This is a genomic window from Methylomonas fluvii (assembly GCF_014850975.1).
Classification (GTDB): domain Bacteria; phylum Pseudomonadota; class Gammaproteobacteria; order Methylococcales; family Methylomonadaceae; genus Methylomonas; species Methylomonas fluvii.
Map to the genome: position 1 here is coordinate 1,440,274 of NZ_JACXST010000003.1, position 17,773 is coordinate 1,458,046.

Consider the following 17,773-nt stretch of genomic DNA (forward strand, 5'->3'; position numbering starts at 1 on the left):
AGCTCCTACTGAACATCCAATTTAATCCAGCGCAAACGGTTGGCGTTGCTGACGACCGTGACCGATGACATAGCCATCGCCGCGCCAGCTATCATCGGGTTAAGTAACAAGCCAAATAACGGATACAGCAAACCGGCGGCAACCGGAATGCCGATGGTGTTATAAAAAAACGCCCCTAATAGATTTTGCTTGATATTGGCAACGGTCAATTTCGACAGCGCCATCGCCTCGGATACTTTTAACAACGAGCCTTGCAACAACACGATGTCGGCGCTTTCGATAGCCACATCAGTACCGGTACCGATCGCAAAACCGACATCGGCCTGCGCCAGAGCTGGCGCGTCGTTGATACCGTCGCCGACCATGCCGACAATTTCGCCTTGCTGTTGCAAAGCCTCGACTACGGCCGCTTTGTCTTGCGGCAAGACTTGCGCTCGGACTTCGCTGATTCCGGCTTGCGCGGCGATGGCTCGTGCGGTGATCTCGTTGTCGCCCGTCACCATCAGCACGCGAATACCTTGTTGCCGTAATTGCCGTACCGCGGCCGCGGAATCGGGTTTAATCGGATCGGCCACAGAGACAATGCCAACCACCGAATTTTCCACCGCCAAAAACATCGGTGTCTGACCTTTTGACGCCAACTCGGCCATTTTATCGCGATGCTTACTATCGTCGATGCCATGCTCCACCAGCAACGCGGCATTGCCGAACAGGCATTGCCGATCCGCAATTCGGCCGACGATACCATGCCCGGCCACTGCCTGAAATTTTCTGACCTTCTCCAACTTAAGCTGTTTTTGTTCGGCGGCCGCCAGTATCGCTGCGGCCAAGGGATGTTCGGAGCCCGATTCCAGACTGGCGGCATACTGCAACACCTGAGCTTCGTCGACATCTCCAAAAGCGATCACTTCAGCCAGACTGGGCTTACCGGCGGTGACGGTGCCGGTCTTATCCAAAATCAGACAAGTCAGCTTGCCCGCGCTTTGTAAGGCTTCGCCCTTGCGTATCAATATGCCGATTTGCGCGGCACGGCCGACCGCGACCATCACCGAAATCGGCGTCGCCAAACCCAACGCACACGGACAAGCGATCACCAATACCGTCATGGACGTAACAAATGCGTAACCCATAGCCGGATCGGGACCAATGCTTAGCCAGATTAGAAAAGTCAAAACGGAAATAACCACCACGATGGGGACAAAGACCGCGGAAATCTTGTCGGCCAGTTTGGCAATCGCCGGTTTACTGTTCTGCGCTTGCCGCACACTTTGAATAATCTGCGCCAAAGCCGTATCGCGGCCGATGCGCGTCGCGCTGAATAAAAAACTGCCTTGCTGATTGATGGTACCGGCGGCGACGCTGGCGCCTTCCATTTTCTCAACCGGCATCGATTCGCCGGTGAGCATGGATTCGTCGATAGTCGAGTGGCCTTCCAATACCACCCCGTCCACGGCGATTTTTTCACCAGGTCTAACCCGTAAGGTTTCGCCCAGACCAACTTGTTCGATAGGAATATCAATCTCTTGGCCCTCGCGCACCACCCGAGCGGTGCGGGGTTGCAAACCAATCAATGCGCGTATCGCCGCCGAGGTTTTACCCCGCGCTCGAGTTTCCAGCGCACTGCCCAGATTGATAAACGCCAAAATCACTGCCGAGGCCTCGAAGTATGCATGCGCGGACAGCGAAGGCAGCTGACTGGAATAATCGATAACAATACACGAATACAACCACGCCGAGCCGGTACCCAGTGCGATCAGGGTGTCCATATTGGCTTGCTTAACGAGCAGCAATTTCAGTGCACTATGAAAAAAATGCCCGCCGGAATAAAACATTACCGCCAACGTTAGCAAGGCCACCTCGGACCAAAACACCGTGCCGGCTGCACTGCCCATCACTGGGAACCAGTCGAGATGTGCGCCCAGCATCAAAGGCAGACCCAATACACCGGCCACTCCAGCCTTGCGCAGCAAATCGCGATAACGCTCTTCTTCTTGCTTTTCCTCTTCGCTCGGGTCTTCCAACCCTTCCATCACCGCCGCATCGTAGCCGGCTGATTTTAAGGCCTGCTTCATGGCTTGATGATCGGGATCACCGCCGACGGTGGCAGAGTGGTCGGCAAAATTGACGGCGACGGACGCAACCCCCGGCACCGATTGCAAGGCTGTTTCCACCGCGCTAACGCAACCGGCGCAACGCATGCCGAGTATGGAAAGGCGTATTTCCTGCTGCTGATTAGTCGATTGATCTAAAGTCATGATGAGGATTCCCGAGCAATATCGTGTTGATCCGTAGGCAAACGCCGATGCGGTTTTATTCGACCTTGAAACCGGCGTCGACGATAACGTCTTCGATTTCATCCAAGTCGGTTTGCGCCGGATCAAATTCGACCTCGACCCGTTTGTCTTTATGCGAGGCCTGCACCGTTACCACGCCGGCAATCGCCGATACTTTACTGACGATGCTGCTCTCGCAACCGCCGCATTTCATACCGCTTACTGTTAACGTTGCTGATTCGGACATGTTGATCTCCTTATGATTGAAATTAAGACTGGCCGGCCATTCTCGACTTAAACTGTTTGAACATGGTATAAGGCGCGACCTATTCGCATGATAGTGCAATGATCGGGAGCCCGTAAATAAATGACAGATTTTCTGATTGGCCGACAGCAAATACTGGACCGCCATCTGGACACTTTCGCCTACGAGATTTTATTCAGGGGTAAAGATTTCGATCTCAGTTTGAAAGATGGTGCCGCCAACGCCACAAATCAAGTTATTACCGATACGCTGCTGGAAATCGGCCTGAACGAACTGGTTGGCCCCCACAAAGCCTTCATTAATTTCACCACGCAAAACATACTCGATAAAACGCCGCTGCATTTACCTAAAGAGCGCATCGTCATTGAAGTGTTGGAAAGCGTTGCCATCGATGACAACATTGTCGCCAACCTGAAAGAATTATCGCAACTGGGCTATACCATCGCGCTGGACGACTTCGTCTTGTCGCCGGAGTGGCTGCCGTTGCTGGAGTTTGCCGACATTATCAAGCTGGATGTGATGGCGGACGGCCTGGACGGCACCCGGCAACTGATTGAACAGCTAAAACCCTATAAACTCAAATTGCTCGCGGAAAAAGTCGAAACGCATCAGGAGTTTGAAACCTTGCGCGAGTGGGGCTGCGAGCTGTTTCAAGGCTTTTTCTTCAGTAAACCCAATATTGTGGAAGGTAAACGGCTGGGCGTCAGCCAAACCGCCGCCATCCAATTACTGTCGGCCGTGAACAAGGCGGACGCCAGTTTTGCGGAAATCGGCAAGATTATCTCGCAAGACGTCGGGATGAGTTTTAAATTGCTTCATTATTTAAATTCCGCGTTTTTTGGCCTGCCGCAAAAAATCGAATCCATTCAGCACGCCATAGCTTGCCTGGGACTGATCGAGATCAAACGCTGGGTGAACATTCTGACCTTATCGTCCATGTCGGAAAAATCATCCTCGGTGCTGCAGAACGTGTTGATCCGCGCCAAAATGTGCGAACTGATCGCGCGCGAACTTAAGGACGATCAGGAACATTATTTTTTGATTGGCATGCTTTCCGGACTGGACAGCCTGCTCGACATACCGGTAACCAAAGTAATGGAGCAATTGCCGCTGGCGGAAGATATTGATAACGCGGTTTTGAATTATCGCGGCAAGGCCGGGGAAGCGTTACAATTCTGCATCGCCTACGAGCGTTGGGAGCCCGGACTTACCACCTTTCGCGAGATTAGTCCCGAGCGCATCGCCAATATTTATCTGGAGAGCATAGATTGGTGGGCGACCCGCATATTACCTTTCTTGGCCGCTTAAGCCATTTACCTAAAATACCGACATCACCATGACACTGAGATTGACTTTATTCTGGCTAGCCTGTCTGTTCGCCACCCCTCTTTACGCCACCGAACTCGGCAAAATAACGGCGGAACAACTAATAAATATGCAGCAAAACCACAATGCGCTGGTCGTGGATGTGCGTACTGCGCCGGAATGGCAAGCGACCGGTGTCATCGCCAACAGCCAAAAACTGGAATCCTTTGACGGCAACGGCCACTTCGACCAGGAAAAATGGTTAGCCGATTTAGAAAAACTGAAATCGTCACCCGAGCAACCGGTTATTTTGGTCTGCCGTTCCGGAAACCGGAGCGGCAAGATCGGCCAAATCCTCACCGAGCAGTTGGGCATGAAAAATGTTTATCATTTATCCAACGGTATCCAGTCATGGATTAAAAACGGCCACCCGGTTAAAGCCGATTGTTTGACTAAAGCCTGTAAGTAATATGTCCCTGAAAACGCTCAGTAACCAAACCATCGCGCTAGCCGGCATCGCCCAGGCCTGCTCCTTGGTACATCAGCTTGCCGGCACCGGCACTTGCCCAAACGCCGCGCTGGAAGCCAGCATCGCTAGTTTGCTGAAAATAGACGCGGACAGCGTGATCGATGTGTACGGTGGTTTGATCGGTATCGAACACGGCTTACAACAACTCACGACCCAACTCGGCAGCCGAGTGCTGGCCAGTCCGGAACAGGCCCGATACGCGGCACAGATTGTCTATTTGCAAAAGCAGTTGAACAAACAGCCGGACATGCAAAAAACCATACAGGCCGGCATCAGCAAGGCGCAAGCTCAAGCCGAACATTTCGGCGTGCTGCATGAAAATGTGCTGGCCAATCTGGCCGATGTGTATCACAACACAATCAGTACTCTGCAGCCGCGGATCATGGTGCAAGGCGATCAGCAATATCTGGGCAACCCAAGCACTGTAAATAAAATACGCGCCCTGCTGTTGGCTGGCATACGCGCCACTTTATTGTGGCGGCAATGCGGTGGTAGCCGTTGGAAGTTATTGTTCTTCCGTAAAAAAATCCAGGACGAAGCCCAGTTTTTACTCACCCAAATCTGACGCAATCATGCCGGAATTACCCGAGGTCGAAACCAGTCGGCGCGGCATAGCGCCGCATATTACCGGCAAAACCTTTAAAGCCGTGATTGTGCGTCATCCGCAGTTGCGTTGGCCGGTTCCTGAGTCCCTGACTACCGATTTGCCGGGCCAACGCCTGGACGCTGTCGAACGGCGCGGTAAATATTTATTGCTCGGCACGGGGCGCGGTACGCTGATCCTGCATCTGGGCATGTCGGGGAATTTGCGCATCACCACGCCCGAGCAAGCCGTTCGCAAGCACGACCACATCGACTTCATTTTTGCCGACGATACGGTACTGCGCTTTAACGATCAGCGCAGATTCGGCGCGGCCTTATGGACTGCCGAAGACCCGATGTTACATCCCTTGCTGGCGACGCTGGGGCCTGAACCGCTCTCGACGGCATTCGATGCCAACTATTTGCGGCAGCGCGCGGCAAACCGCGCCGTACCGATCAAATCCTTGATTATGGACAGCCATGTCGTGGTGGGGGTAGGCAATATTTATGCCAGTGAAGCCTTGTTCTTAGCAGGCGTCAAACCGATGCGCTCCGCCGGAGAACTGGATACATCGGCGTGCGAAGCCTTGGTGACGGCAATCAAAACCGTATTACAACAAGCCATCGATAAAGGCGGCACCACATTGCGCGACTTCAGCAATGCCGAGGGCAAACCCGGTTATTTCAAACAATCTTTAAATGTGTACGGTCGTGGCGGACAAGCCTGTCTGCGCTGCGAGGAACCGATTCAGCAACTCAAAATTGGGCAACGCGCCAGCTACTATTGCGGCAATTGCCAACGCTAAACCCGTTAATGCTGCCAATCGAAAACGGCGGTTACCCGATTGCCGCAACCGTGATAAACCAGACTGCTGCATAAAGTCTCCAACATGATAATGCCGCGACCGCAGTAGGCCTCATCACATTTCTGCACGCGGCTGCGCCGCCGCCAATCGAAGCCATTGCCGCTATCGAGGACTTTAACGATCAAGCGACCACCGCACTCGGTCGCGTGATGGATAAAAGATAAGCGGATTCTGCCGCGCTGGAGCTGTTGCAAGCGCTCATCCTTCATCGCGTAAAAGCGCATAAAGCCCTCCGGACTGCTCTTCAAAGCGGAATCCAAGCCCAACACGCCATGGTCCAGCGCATTCGCGAACAATTCACTGACTATCATGAAAATATCCTGGCGATAATTCTGTAAACCCTGGATTTCCATGACGGTGTTGACCATAACCGGCACCGGATTGATCAGGCGCAAACTATCGATGTCAAACTCCATCACCTGCTTCCAGGCCGTCGCGGCAATCCGCTGCCGGGGCGGCCGCACTTCTCGACGCCCCCAGGGTACGCTATCGACCGCACAGCTCAATATAACCAGGGTATTGTCATCTTTCTGAATCGCACCACCAGTGTGAGCCTCTAGGCTGGCCTGCAAGTTTTTGATGTCGTCGGATTTACTTTGCCGGATAGCCTTAAGAATGCGTTCCCCGCCGAAAAGCTCGCCTTCGGCATTTTCCGCCTCAAAAATACCGTCTGTGAGCAAATATAAACGCTGGCTCTCGCTTACCCGATGCAGTTGTTCTTCGATGTCAATCGAAGGCTGAATACCCAGCGGAATATTCAAAGAGCGTATCGCCAAAAAACTGTTGTCGGCATGATTGACTAAAAAATGCTCTGGCAGCCCGCAGGTAATGCTTTTCATCGACGACGACTCGGGATACAGCGCCACCACCGACGCCGCCAAAAAGCGGTTAATCGGCAACATCCGATACAGTTTGGCGTTAATCTCGGTAACGATTTCGTTAATATCGAAACCTTTCCGCGTCATGCCATAGAAAATATCGGCCAGCGGCGTGGCCGCTATCGATGCCGACAAACCGTGGCCGGTAAAATCGCCCAACAGCACATGCAAATGATTTTCCGGCGTTTTGGCAACCAACACCAAATCGCCATTAAACAAGGCCATAGGCGACATCACCACTTCCACGGCTTCAGTTTCCAGAAAGTCGGCTTTTAACACATCGTTGAACAGTTTGGCCGCGACTTCATGTTCCAGGTCGGATATCTGCCAATAGTCGAGCAACTGCGTTTTTTGCGCGTGCTCGTGTTGATACAACATGCGCAGTTTTAACGACGACCGTATTTTTAACATCAATAAATGCTGATTGACCGGTCGACAAATGACTGCGTCGATCTCAACCGCGGCGCAATGGTCCAGCAGCGTGTCGGTTAAATCATCGGCAATCAGTATGATGGGTAAGTAAGAATACACTGCATCGCGCATATCGGCTACCTGCCGCCAAGGCCAATCTCGACAGGCAATAATCAGTAAATCCACCGGCGCATTTGTCAGCAGCTCCGTCACCTCTTCCGCACTCGACGCTACCGCGCAGCGAAAATCCTGCGCGCGCAGCGCGCCCTGCAAACTATCCGCACTTGGGTTTGCTCCAGCATCCTCCAGCAAAACAACAGAGGTTTGAGCAGGCAGTGGAAATGGGCTGGGATGATTCATTCTGAAGATAGTGCTCGGCTCTCTATTAACGCTTATTGATTTATAATCTGCGCTTCTAACACCATGCGGCTGGCTATGACGATTTTATTTTTCTCGCTAAGAGGCGTACCCACGGACGAAGCGGACGATGTTCGACAGTTACTGGCCGACAACGATATTGAATTTTACGAAACGTCAGCAGGCAACTGGGGCATTTCCATGCCGGCTATCTGGCTTTATCAACACGATGACATCGATAAAGCCAGACAATTATTCAACGAATACCAACAAGAACGCGCCATAAACCAACGCGCACTTTACCGGCAATTAAAGGCGCAAGGCGAACACCAGGGCTTTTTCCGCCACAATCTGAACAAACCCATCCGATTTCTCGGCTATAGCCTGGTCATTGCCCTGATTTTTTACGTGTCCTTGAAATGGTTGTTTGAACTGGGCCTCTGAATCGTTGTTAGTTAGACAGCAATATCGTCAGCATCCGCTGGGCGTGTTCCGCCACTTCTATACCCAGGTCGGTCAAATACCCGCCGTCATGTTGAGTGACCAAACCTTTGTCGAACAGACGTTGCGCCGCCGCAATCAATACCGGCTCGGCATTGCCATGCACCTTGACACCTTCTTGTACGGACTCCAGATTGAACAAGGATAAAAATTTAATTTCCGCGACCAATTCGTCGGTTAAAAGCATGTGTTACACCCTTTGTAATAATTATTAATCTTCGCTGACCGTCGTGGTCAGCCAACTGTATACGCGCTTTACAAGCAAATCGTAATCTTGTTGATAGCCGTGATCCTCGCCATCCATTTTTATCTGCCGATACACCGGATTATCCTTGCCGGCCATACGCCGTTGCCGGGCGCTATCGAGCACTGCCGCTAAATCAAACTCGGCATACACATCCAAAAAAGGCAATTGCACTTTTTTAATCAAATCGAGGCTTTGCGCCTGTGTTGCGGTCGTTGGCGGCAACGGCAAACTAATCGATACCAGCGCCGCCACGTCATTGGGTTTATCGGCTAGGCGGGATGCGGCCATCAAAGCGCCCATGCCGTAGCCGACAATCGCGATATGTTTCGCATCGTTTTTCAGCAGATGCTCCACAGCCGCATCAATGCGTCCATGTGCTTCTTCGAACAGCGGGTAATAGTCTTCAGCCTGCGCGCCGCTTTCCCTGACAGGCATTTGTAAGGCAAGCGTAGCCCAATTATGCATCGGCAACGTGGTTCGCAAGCGATGGATCAAGGGCTTGGCATCGGGATGTTCGCCCATATCGTGCAGTACGATTGCCACCTGGCTATTGTCGGTCTTTTCGGCTTCCGTGAAGATCGCCAGAAATGTTTTGTCGGCGGATTTTAACCAAATCGCCTGCCCCATGGACAATTGTTGCTGAATGGCTGTCGCAAAGTCCTGCTCTCTGCGGCTATCGGTCGCAAACACCGATGTCGAAACTAGCAATAATGCCGTGAATAACGACGCATTGCGCATAGCAAACACTAACCCTTGCTGTAAAAACCGCTGAAGGTATAACGCTCATGGATATGCCGCAACAGCACCATAATCACCGACGCCACCGGCAAGGCCAACAAGACGCCTAAAAACCCAAACAGTTGTCCACCAGCCAGCACGGCAAACATCACTGCTACCGGGTGTAAACCGATTTTGTTTCCGACCAACCACGGCGTCAACAGCATGCCTTCCATACTCTGCCCCACCGCAAAAACCATCAACACCGGCAGCAAATGCATCGCATCCTGAAATTGCAGCAAGGCTGCGATACAGGCAAAGACGATACCGGTGATGGCGCCCATATACGGTACGAAACTGACCAAGCCGGCCAGCATACCTATCACCAAGGCCAACTCCAGATCCACCAACCACAAGCCGACGCTGTATATCACGCCCAACGCCAGCATCACATAAAACTGGCCACGCATGAAAGCACCCAACACCACGTCGGCTTCGCTAGCCAGTTTGGCGACGGTCCCGGCAAAGCGACGTGGAAACAAATCGTGAATCCGCGCCACCAAATCGTCCCAATCGCGCAGTAAATAGAAGGTAATTACCGGAATCAAGACCAGATTCATCACCCAACCAACGATCACCGCACCGGAATGGGAGACCGATTGAATCAGGTTCTCGGCAACGCCGTCGCCGTCTTGCCAATGACTCTTGATCAGATTAATCAATTGATCTTCGCGCAACGGTCTAATCGTGCGTCCCAGATATTTTTGCAAAACCGGCACGACCGATTTGTTTATCCAGTTTAAATAAGACGGCAGTTTGTCGATGAATTCGCTGATTTGATATTCCAGGGCAGGAATGATGACGATCAACAACGCCGCTATCGAAAAAATGATGCCGGAAAAAACCACCACGACCGCCAGCGTCCGATTTAAACGCCAACCGCGGAATTGCAAAGTTTCCAACCTATCCACGACCGGATCGCCTAGGTAGGCGAGAATGGCCGCAAACGCAAAAGGCATCAGCACCGGCGCCAATACATACAACAGGCCGCCGAACGCCAATATAAATGCCAGTACAAACCATTTTTGCGAATCGTTCATCTCTACCATCATGCGACCTTAGTGCTTGGCTTGTTTACGGGCTTTCCAAACTTCCAGGACTATCGGCAAGATCGAAATCAGCACGATGCCTAACACTACTAACTCAAAGTTCTTCTTCACCAGCGGAATATTGCCGAAGAAATAGCCGGCAAACACGCAGATCAACACCCATGCCACTCCGCCGATAATGTTATACAAAATGAAAGTGCTGTAAGGCATTTTCCCTATCCCGGCCACGAACGGTGCAAAAGTGCGAACGATAGGCACAAAGCGAGCCAATACGATAGTTTTGCCGCCGTAGGTATCGTAAAACGCCTGGGCGCGGTCAAGATGTTCACGGTTTACCCAACTCAGCGAATAAGCGCGCAGACCAATGCTGCGGCCTATCCAATAGTTGACGGTATCACCCAGCACCGCCGCCGCCCCCAAGACGCCGAGCAATATCGGCAAATTGAAAGCATCCATCGCCACGAAGGCACCGGCGGCAAATAACAGGGAGTCACCGGGCAAAAACGGCATTACTACGAAACCGGTCTCGACAAAAATAACCAAAAACAAAATGGCATAGGTCAGCGTGCCGTAGTCGCTGATGATATTGGCCAAATGTTTATCGATGTGCAGCAGAATGTCGGTTAAATAGTGTAGCCAGTCCATGTTTTGCTCTTTTGGTTAAAAAATCTCGGTCAATAGTATCTGCTACCAATGACAGCTTTTCGGCGCGTTATAAAAAATAAGCCGCTACCGCTGCGCTTACCAAACCAAGCACCAACGCCAGCAGCCACAACCACAGTTTAGGCTTGGCGGATTTTTGCTCGTAAGCCACGCCTTCGATGCGGGCATTCACGGCTTTTAATTTACCGCCGGTGTCGCGGGCGACTTCATAAAACAACACATCGCCGCGTACCGGACGGCGGGCCATGCCTTTTAAAGAGGAAATATGTACAAAAATATCTTTGTCGCCGTTATCCGGCTGAATAAAGCCAAAACCTCTATCGTCTTTCCAGGTTTTTAAAACACCTTTCAGGATGGTCGTATCCGCCATCTTTTCACCTCTAGTTAATTATTATTTTTGTGTATTTAGTCTGAAACATCCCGAAAACATCAAACCCGGCCTGCGCGCTTCTGATCGATTACGCCACCTGACTTTGCGATTCCCGGCGAACCTAACATCCCCTCCTATGATGCGTTAGCTGTTTTACCTGCCAACGTGACAGGCACACGGTCGACGGTATTGCCGGTTTTGTTTGGATGGTTAATTTGCGAAGAAGACGACGACCACACCCGGCGTCGATATTCAGAAAAACACTGACAAATCGGCTAACGATAGCTTTCACCGCTAACCGATCCGATTGGAGACAAGACGACGTTTCCAGCTATCGCGCAAAACGCCGCCTCTAATTAAAATTTCTTATCAATCAAAACCTTGTCATCAATAATCAGCTTCGAGACGCCTCCCAATGCCAAATGCAAGGTGCAGGATGCGGTTTTGAAGTTGGAGTCTTTCTCGCCTACCCATTCCATCGTGACATAGGTGGTTTTGTCCGTATCGGTTTTGGACGGAAAATAAACCTGAGTTCCGGTTTTGTTTTCGATCAATTTAGGACATTTTTGCGTAGCCATTTCCTGCATAGCCACCAGCGTACGAATTTGCGAAGCTGCCTCTTTTTCCTCGTTGGATTGATCCTTGCTAACGCCCACCATGATAAAACCGGCTACAAACACCCCCACGACAGCGATCATCAATTTCTGTGTTTCACCCATTATTGCTCTCCTCTGTTTTGTAGTTATTTTTTTCGGCGAATCCGAATTGTCACCCTTCGGATTCTATGCCAATTGACCGGTATCGGCAATGCGCCAGACAAAAGCCTTACTGCGGATCCACCTGTGCGATCCAATCGCCCAAGTTGTAATAGTTGGTGATGCGCGCTACTTTACCGTCACGGATGTCGAAAAACGCGCCGGCCGGCAAACGATAGGTTTGACCATTGGCTTCCGGCAGGCCTTCGTCGGTGTTCAGGTATTCGCCCAACACCACAAATTCGGCCGCACCGCGCGTGCCATCTTCGTTAGCCATGATCACCATATCCACCAACTGTTCTTTGTAGTGGTGATTCATTTTTTTCATGAACTCAGCAAAAGCGGCCTTGCCTTGCTCGCGATCGCCCTGGTTAATGTCATGTACCACATCGTCGGTCAACAAGCTCAGAAAGGTATCCATGTCGCCGCTGTTGAATGCTTGATAGTACTGTTCGATAAGTTTTTTTGCTTGTTGCATAGTGGTCTTGATGCCTAGATTAAAAACCGGCAATTCTGCCAGAAGACCGGTTTTTTTTCAGCTTAAAATTCGACGCCCTGCTCGGCTTTGATGCCGGCGGCAAAAGCATGTTTGATTCGGGTCATCTCGGTGACCGTGTCGGCAGCTTCAATCACTTCCGGCGCCGCATTCCGGCCGGTCATTACCAGATGCAGCCAGGCCGGTTTGTCGTTTTTAATAAAATCGGCGATTTCCTGACCACTTATCCAACCATAGCCGCAGCAGTAATTGATTTCGTCGAGGATCACCAAATCAAATTCTTCGGAGAGAATTTTTTGTTGGGCAAACTCCCAAATCTCCCGGCTGGTTTTTATATCCTGCTCCGGATTTTTGGTATCCCAGGTAAAACCGTCACCCAAAGCGTGCCATTCGATTTCTTCGAATCGCGTCGCAGCGCGTTGCTCACCGGTTTGCCATTGGCCTTTGATAAATTGAATCACACAGACTTTCATGCCCCAACCGGCGGCGCGGAATACCATGCCAAACGCACTTGAGGACTTTCCCTTACCTTCGCCGGTGTGTACCAGTACGACACCGTGCCTTCTATCTCTGGTTTTCATTAATTATGCTTCTCTGGCCGATTTAGCAGCCGCTTGTTCAGTTGGCCGGGCATTGTAACAACTTAGTAGCCGCTAAGAGACAGAAGCAAGAATGGGGTATGACAATCTATCAGGTAAAGGGAGCCCGCTGGCGCAAAGCAGAAAAACCAAAGTTAAACAAACCGGTGCTCCCAAAAACAGACTTCGAAACCCCGGTATTCGGGCGAATTTTCTCCATGAAAGCACTGCTGTCATTGGCGGCGGAGTTTTGGCTTTTATTTCGATATGGCTGGAAGCTCTGGAAGACATGACTGATACGGCATTTTCATTTACGCAGCAGATTGTGAATTTTAAAGCCCAAAATAGCCGCTGCCAGCAAAAAGGTAATGGCGTTGGCCACTATGATCGCTATGTTCAGCAAATAGATACCATAAATTAACCAAAGCAACACCCCTAACGTAAACATGCTGTACATGCCTAGCGATAAGGACTCCGTATCGCGGGTTTTGAAGGTTTTGATTGCTTGCGGCAGAAAAGAGGCGGTCGTCAAGGTTGCCGCCAAATAGCCGATCAGGTCGGGGATCATAATTATGCCGAAAAATCAGTTTGCAAGTCGCTGCCAGCCAAAATAACTCAGGGCTATCAGTAGGAATTGCGCGAAAGCCAACAGCCAAAAATAACCAACGAACAACATTATCCTGACCGGCGTTTCCAGGGTCTGTTTCGAGCTGTACCACCAGCCACCTAAGCCCGAAACAGTTGCGATGACCAGCAAAGCAATAATGACAATACTCATCCCAATTACCGCGGCGGTGGCGCCAGTACCTCGCGGGAGCCATTGGTTTCCGGCATGCTGACCACGCCGGCGTTTTCCATGTCCTCTATGATGCGCGCCGCGCGGTTGTAACCGATCTTGAAGCGGCGTTGCACGCTGGAGATGGACGCTTTGCGCGATTCGGTGACAAACGCCACGGCTTCGTCGTACAACGCATCGGACTCGCTGTCCTCGCTATCCAAACCGGCGACTTCGCCACTATCGGTACGTTCCTGGGTGATTTCGTCCAAATAATTGGTCGGACCGGTTTTCTTCAAAAACTCCACTACGCGATGCACTTCATGGTCGTCCACAAACGCACCATGAGCGCGCAACGGGATACTGGTGCCGGACGGCAGGAACAACATGTCGCCGTTACCCAGCAAGGCTTCCGCCCCGCCTTGGTCGATAATGGTCCGGGAATCGATCCGCGACGACACCTGGAAGGAAATCCGCGTGGGTACGTTGGCTTTGATCAAGCCGGTCAACACGTCCACCGATGGCCGTTGCGTCGCCAATACCAAGTGAATACCGGCGGCACGGGCTTTTTGCGCCAGACGGGCGATCAGTTCCTCGACCTTTTTACCGACCACCATCATCATGTCGGCCAACTCGTCGATGACGATGACGATGCTGGGCAGCGTGTCCAGCAGCGGATAATCTTCCAGGGCTACCGGCGTTTCCGACCGGAATAAAGGATCGCGAATCGGCTGACCGGCCGCTTCCGCTTCCCTGACCGCCTGGTTATAACCGGCCAGATTTCGCACACCAACCTTGGACATCAATTTGTAGCGGCGCTCCATTTCCGCCACGGCCCAACGCAAGGCGTTTTGGGCGTCTTTCATATCGGTAACGACCGGCGTCAGCAAATGCGGAATGCCTTCGTACACCGACAACTCCAGCATTTTCGGGTCTATCATGATCATTCGCACATCTTCGGGCTTGGCCTTGTACAGCAAGCTCAGAATCATGGTGTTGATGGCCACCGATTTACCGGAACCCGTGGTACCGGCCACCAGCGCATGCGGCATTTTGCCGAGATCGGCCACCACCGGCGTTCCGGAAATGTCCTTGCCCATCGCAATGCTGAGCTTGGATTTAGCCCGCTCGAATTCGTCCGACACCAGCAAATCGCGTAGCGAAACCATTTCCCGCTCTTGGTTGGGAATCTCCAAACCAATCACCGATTTGCCCTCGATAATCTCGACGATACGCACGCTGGTCACCGACAGGCCGCGCGCCAAGTCCTTGGCCAGGCTGCTGATACGGCTGACTTTCACACCGGCCGCCAGACGCAATTCGAAACGCGTAATCACCGGTCCCGGCAATACCGCTTCCACTTCGGCGGCGATACCGTAATCCTGCAATACGTCCTCGACTTGGCGGGAAATTTCTTCCAGCTCAAGTTTGGAATAGCGTTTCACTTTGATTTCACGCTTGTCCAGCAAAGACAAGGTGGGCAAGGCGTTGATATAAGCACCGGGCTCCATGTCGTCGACCGGCTTGCTGTCTTTTCGGCGCAGAGGCCTAACCGCGGCGGCCGCCGAAGCTTGCGCGGTTTCCAACACTTGAATCTGCGGCTTTTTAGCGCGTTCCTCGGCTTTGGTTTCGGGCTGATTGCGTGGCTTTTTGGCGTCCTTCACCGTCTCGGGGCGCACGGCTCTTTCGGATCGGTAGCGTTCCGGCGCGGCAACCGCTTGCCGGCCCACGACCGAGCAAGCCGTCATCGCGCATTTGCCGATCAAGGTCATCACCATTAGCCAGGACAAACCGGTGAACAAGGTAACGCCGGTCATAAAAATGGCTAGCAACAGCAAGGTTGAGCCGGAATTGCCTAACAGATGCACCAAGGCGTCGCCGACTTCCCGGCCCAAAATACCGCCGGGGCTCTCCGGCAAATCCATCTTAGTGCGTAGAAAATGCAAATGCATGAACAAAATCGCCGAACCGGAAATCATCGTGGCGATAAAACCGCCCGAGCGCGCCACCATCAGCCATTGGTTGCCCCGCGGCTGATTCGAACCTTGATAAAGCATGTAGCCATACCAAAAAATCACAATCGGGATCAGGTAGGCCATCAAACCCAGGAAGCTCAGCGCAAAATCCGCCAGCCAGGCGCCGAACAATCCGCAGGCATTGCCGATAGATTGGTAGGAAGTGCTATGACTCCAACCCGGATCGTTGGAATTAAATGTGACTAGGGCAATTAAAAAAAACAGCGCACAACTCGAAAGACCGAGTAATGCAATTTCGCGATAGCCTCGCGCGGCTCTCTCTTCCACAACAGCAACCATAGTTGTCGGCTCACAATAAAAGCGTCACAAAACATGATTATAGATGAAGTAAATCGATTTAACATTAGCTTAACCGGCCACGCCTTTAAAAACCCGTTGGTAAATCGGTTTTATCGCGGGGGGAATGCCCTTATAATTTTCCTACCCTAACCCGCATGGAGACTCGACATAATGGCTGCCGCAAAACATTGCAAACTCTTAATCCTAGGTTCCGGCCCGGCCGGTTACACCGCAGCCGTTTACGCCGCGCGCGCTAACTTGAATCCGGTGATGATCACCGGCATGCAGCAAGGCGGCCAATTGACCACTACCACGGAAGTGGACAACTGGCCCGGCGACGTGGAAGGCTTGCAAGGCCCGGACTTGATGGAACGGATGCGCTTGCATGCCGAGCGCTTCAATACCGAAATCATTTTCGACCATATCCATACCGCCGATCTGTCGCAAAAACCGTTTACGCTAACCGGAGATGCCGGCGTTTATACTTGCGATGCATTGATCATTGCCACCGGCGCTTCGGCGAAATATCTGGGTCTGCCGTCCGAAGAGGCTTTCAAAGGCAAAGGTGTTTCCGCCTGCGCCACCTGCGACGGCTTCTTCTACCGGAACAAACCGGTCGCGGTGATCGGCGGCGGTAATACTGCTGTGGAAGAAGCACTGTATTTGTCCAACATCGCCTCCGAGGTGATTGTGGTACACAGACGAGACAAATTCCGTTCCGAAAAAATCCTGTCGGACAAACTGATCGAAAAATCCAAATCGGGCAACGTGCGGATCGAATGGAATCACGAGTTGGACGAAGTACTGGGCGACGACATGGGCGTCACCGGTCTGCGTATCAAGAGCACGCAGGACGGTAGCACCAGAGATCTGGACGTGCACGGTGTATTTATCGCCATCGGCCACACTCCCAACACCGATATTTTTACCGGCCAATTGAAAATGGAGCACGGCTATATCGTCGTCAACAGCGGCATTCATGGCAACGCTACTGCAACCAGCGTTCCCGGCGTGTTCGCGGCTGGCGACGTGATGGATTCACATTACAAACAAGCCATCACCTCAGCCGGCGCCGGCTGTATGGCGGCTTTGGATGTAGAAAAATATCTGGACGAATTAACCGGCTAGGCTTGTCCCCGATTGGGGTGGTTAAGACCGCCCCAATACGTTTTCAATATATCAAAGGCAATAGCCGCCAAGTAGACCGGCAAAAATCGGCATAACCCGGACCGAACTCCGCCAGCAACATCCGTTCTTCAATCTCGATGCGTCGAATAAACGCCCATGCCGTCGGCATAAGCAATAATGCCAAAGCAATAAAATCGCCCATCGCCACACCCGCGGCGAATAAGGCTATCAACAAACCGGTGTAGGCCGGATGCCGCACCCAGCGGTAAGGCCCGCCCTTTATCAGCCGGTGTTCTTGCTGTATCGCCACGTTGGTCGTGAAAAACCGGCCCAGTTGCATGACGGCCCGATAACGTAGGTAAAGCCCCGCGGCAAACAACAGCATTGCCAGGATTTGTCTGGGCAAATACTTCAGGGCGATTGGCGCCAACGCTAGATTTTTAAACCACAATGCCAGCGCCAGACTCAGTAGCACGCTACCCCACAAGATGCGTTGCGAACGCCGCTCCGTATTCACGACCGGCCCGGCTTGCAGCGCAGTACGGCGAGCCAAACCAATTTCCGCCGCCATCCAAACCAAGCACAGCAATAGCCACAAAATCCGTACCGATGTCATTAATCGCCCTCCGGCGCAGTGTGCGTGGAATGACGGG

At 52.1% G+C, this 17,773-nt stretch carries 22 protein-coding genes; 7 read left to right on the forward strand and 15 right to left on the reverse strand.

Going from position 1 to position 17,773, the window contains the following annotated elements; all coding sequences use genetic code 11:
• Positions 1-5: 5 nt before the first annotated feature.
• Both EBB_RS24140 and EBB_RS24145 read right to left on the reverse strand, forming a co-directional pair.
• Positions 6-2,255, reverse strand: coding sequence for a heavy metal translocating P-type ATPase (locus EBB_RS24140; RefSeq protein WP_192396182.1), 2,250 nt, complete (start codon positions 2,253-2,255; stop codon positions 6-8).
• A 55-nt stretch (positions 2,256-2,310) separates the two neighbouring features.
• A complete protein-coding gene (locus tag EBB_RS24145; protein ID WP_192396183.1) occupies positions 2,311-2,520 on the reverse strand; it encodes a heavy-metal-associated domain-containing protein in 210 nt (69 codons plus the stop codon).
• Positions 2,521-2,640: 120 nt separating this feature from the next.
• Here EBB_RS24145 and EBB_RS24150 point away from each other — a divergent pair, with 120 nt between their 5' ends.
• Genes EBB_RS24150 through mutM form a run of 4 tightly spaced genes read left to right on the forward strand, consistent with a single transcriptional unit; the run spans position 2,641 to position 5,760 of the window.
• Positions 2,641-3,846, forward strand: a complete 1,206-nt coding sequence (locus EBB_RS24150; RefSeq protein WP_192396184.1) for an EAL and HDOD domain-containing protein — start codon at positions 2,641-2,643, stop codon at positions 3,844-3,846.
• A gap of 28 nt (positions 3,847-3,874) precedes the next feature.
• Complete coding sequence (locus EBB_RS24155) at positions 3,875-4,312, forward strand: rhodanese-like domain-containing protein (protein WP_192396185.1); 438 nt, start codon at positions 3,875-3,877, stop codon at positions 4,310-4,312.
• A gap of 1 nt (position 4,313) precedes the next feature.
• The gene (hflD, locus tag EBB_RS24160; protein ID WP_192396186.1) at positions 4,314-4,937 is read left to right on the forward strand and encodes a high frequency lysogenization protein HflD; all 624 of its coding nucleotides are present in this window, start codon (positions 4,314-4,316) and stop codon (positions 4,935-4,937) included.
• Between the two features lie 7 nt (positions 4,938-4,944).
• Positions 4,945-5,760 (forward strand): bifunctional DNA-formamidopyrimidine glycosylase/DNA-(apurinic or apyrimidinic site) lyase, encoded by an 816-nt coding sequence (mutM, locus tag EBB_RS24165; RefSeq protein WP_192396187.1) that lies wholly within the window; start codon positions 4,945-4,947, stop codon positions 5,758-5,760.
• A gap of 5 nt (positions 5,761-5,765) precedes the next feature.
• Here mutM and EBB_RS24170 read toward each other — a convergent pair whose 3' ends face one another.
• Positions 5,766-7,469, reverse strand: coding sequence for a fused response regulator/phosphatase (locus EBB_RS24170; RefSeq protein ID WP_192396188.1), 1,704 nt, complete (start codon positions 7,467-7,469; stop codon positions 5,766-5,768).
• A 75-nt stretch (positions 7,470-7,544) separates the two neighbouring features.
• Between EBB_RS24170 and EBB_RS24175 the strand changes: the two genes are divergently transcribed.
• Positions 7,545-7,910 carry a DUF6164 family protein gene (locus tag EBB_RS24175; protein ID WP_192396189.1) on the forward strand — a complete coding sequence of 122 codons (366 nt, stop codon included), beginning with the start codon at positions 7,545-7,547 and terminating at the stop codon, positions 7,908-7,910.
• 7 nt (positions 7,911-7,917) lie between these two features.
• Here EBB_RS24175 and EBB_RS24180 read toward each other — a convergent pair whose 3' ends face one another.
• The 8 genes from EBB_RS24180 to cobO all read right to left on the reverse strand — a co-directional run bounded on the left by EBB_RS24180 (position 7,918) and on the right by cobO (position 12,905).
• Positions 7,918-8,154, reverse strand: a complete 237-nt coding sequence (locus EBB_RS24180) for a TIGR02647 family protein (protein ID WP_192396190.1) — start codon at positions 8,152-8,154, stop codon at positions 7,918-7,920.
• A gap of 24 nt (positions 8,155-8,178) precedes the next feature.
• Positions 8,179-8,952 (reverse strand): DUF3530 family protein, encoded by a 774-nt coding sequence (locus EBB_RS24185; RefSeq protein ID WP_225587864.1) that lies wholly within the window; start codon positions 8,950-8,952, stop codon positions 8,179-8,181.
• An 8-nt stretch (positions 8,953-8,960) separates the two neighbouring features.
• Positions 8,961-10,031, reverse strand: a complete 1,071-nt coding sequence (locus EBB_RS24190; protein ID WP_192396192.1) for an AI-2E family transporter — start codon at positions 10,029-10,031, stop codon at positions 8,961-8,963.
• A gap of 18 nt (positions 10,032-10,049) precedes the next feature.
• Positions 10,050-10,685 (reverse strand): DedA family protein, encoded by a 636-nt coding sequence (locus EBB_RS24195; RefSeq protein WP_192396193.1) that lies wholly within the window; start codon positions 10,683-10,685, stop codon positions 10,050-10,052.
• A gap of 67 nt (positions 10,686-10,752) precedes the next feature.
• A complete protein-coding gene (locus tag EBB_RS24200; protein ID WP_192396194.1) occupies positions 10,753-11,073 on the reverse strand; it encodes a cold shock domain-containing protein in 321 nt (106 codons plus the stop codon).
• A gap of 356 nt (positions 11,074-11,429) precedes the next feature.
• Positions 11,430-11,792, reverse strand: coding sequence for a hypothetical protein (locus tag EBB_RS24205; RefSeq protein WP_192396195.1), 363 nt, complete (start codon positions 11,790-11,792; stop codon positions 11,430-11,432).
• A gap of 106 nt (positions 11,793-11,898) precedes the next feature.
• Positions 11,899-12,306, reverse strand: a complete 408-nt coding sequence (locus EBB_RS24210) for a ketosteroid isomerase-related protein (RefSeq protein ID WP_033155416.1) — start codon at positions 12,304-12,306, stop codon at positions 11,899-11,901.
• A gap of 62 nt (positions 12,307-12,368) precedes the next feature.
• Entirely contained in the window at positions 12,369-12,905 is a 537-nt protein-coding gene (gene cobO / locus EBB_RS24215) for a cob(I)yrinic acid a,c-diamide adenosyltransferase (protein WP_192396196.1), read from the reverse strand.
• Positions 12,906-13,003: 98 nt separating this feature from the next.
• On the opposite strand from cobO, the gene EBB_RS24220 reads away from it, so the two are divergent.
• Positions 13,004-13,195: a hypothetical protein gene (locus EBB_RS24220; protein ID WP_192396197.1), complete on the forward strand. Its 192-nt coding sequence runs from the start codon at positions 13,004-13,006 to the stop codon at positions 13,193-13,195.
• Positions 13,196-13,209: 14 nt separating this feature from the next.
• Here the strand turns inward: EBB_RS24220 and EBB_RS24225 are convergent, their stop codons facing one another.
• From EBB_RS24225 to EBB_RS24235, 3 genes are read right to left on the reverse strand one after another with little or no spacing between them, the layout of a single operon-like run.
• Positions 13,210-13,470 (reverse strand): SemiSWEET transporter, encoded by a 261-nt coding sequence (locus tag EBB_RS24225; protein WP_225587739.1) that lies wholly within the window; start codon positions 13,468-13,470, stop codon positions 13,210-13,212.
• Positions 13,471-13,485: 15 nt separating this feature from the next.
• On the reverse strand, positions 13,486-13,680 hold the full coding sequence (locus tag EBB_RS24230) for a hypothetical protein (protein ID WP_192396198.1): 195 nt from the start codon (positions 13,678-13,680) through the stop codon (positions 13,486-13,488).
• 5 nt (positions 13,681-13,685) lie between these two features.
• Complete coding sequence (locus tag EBB_RS24235; RefSeq protein ID WP_192396199.1) at positions 13,686-15,992, reverse strand: DNA translocase FtsK; 2,307 nt, start codon at positions 15,990-15,992, stop codon at positions 13,686-13,688.
• A gap of 171 nt (positions 15,993-16,163) precedes the next feature.
• Between EBB_RS24235 and trxB the strand changes: the two genes are divergently transcribed.
• Complete coding sequence (gene trxB, locus EBB_RS24240; protein ID WP_192396200.1) at positions 16,164-17,120, forward strand: thioredoxin-disulfide reductase; 957 nt, start codon at positions 16,164-16,166, stop codon at positions 17,118-17,120.
• A 43-nt stretch (positions 17,121-17,163) separates the two neighbouring features.
• On the opposite strand, the gene EBB_RS24245 is transcribed toward trxB, so the two are convergent.
• Positions 17,164-17,736: a methyltransferase family protein gene (locus EBB_RS24245; protein WP_225587740.1), complete on the reverse strand. Its 573-nt coding sequence runs from the start codon at positions 17,734-17,736 to the stop codon at positions 17,164-17,166.
• Positions 17,737-17,773: the final 37 nt, after the last annotated feature.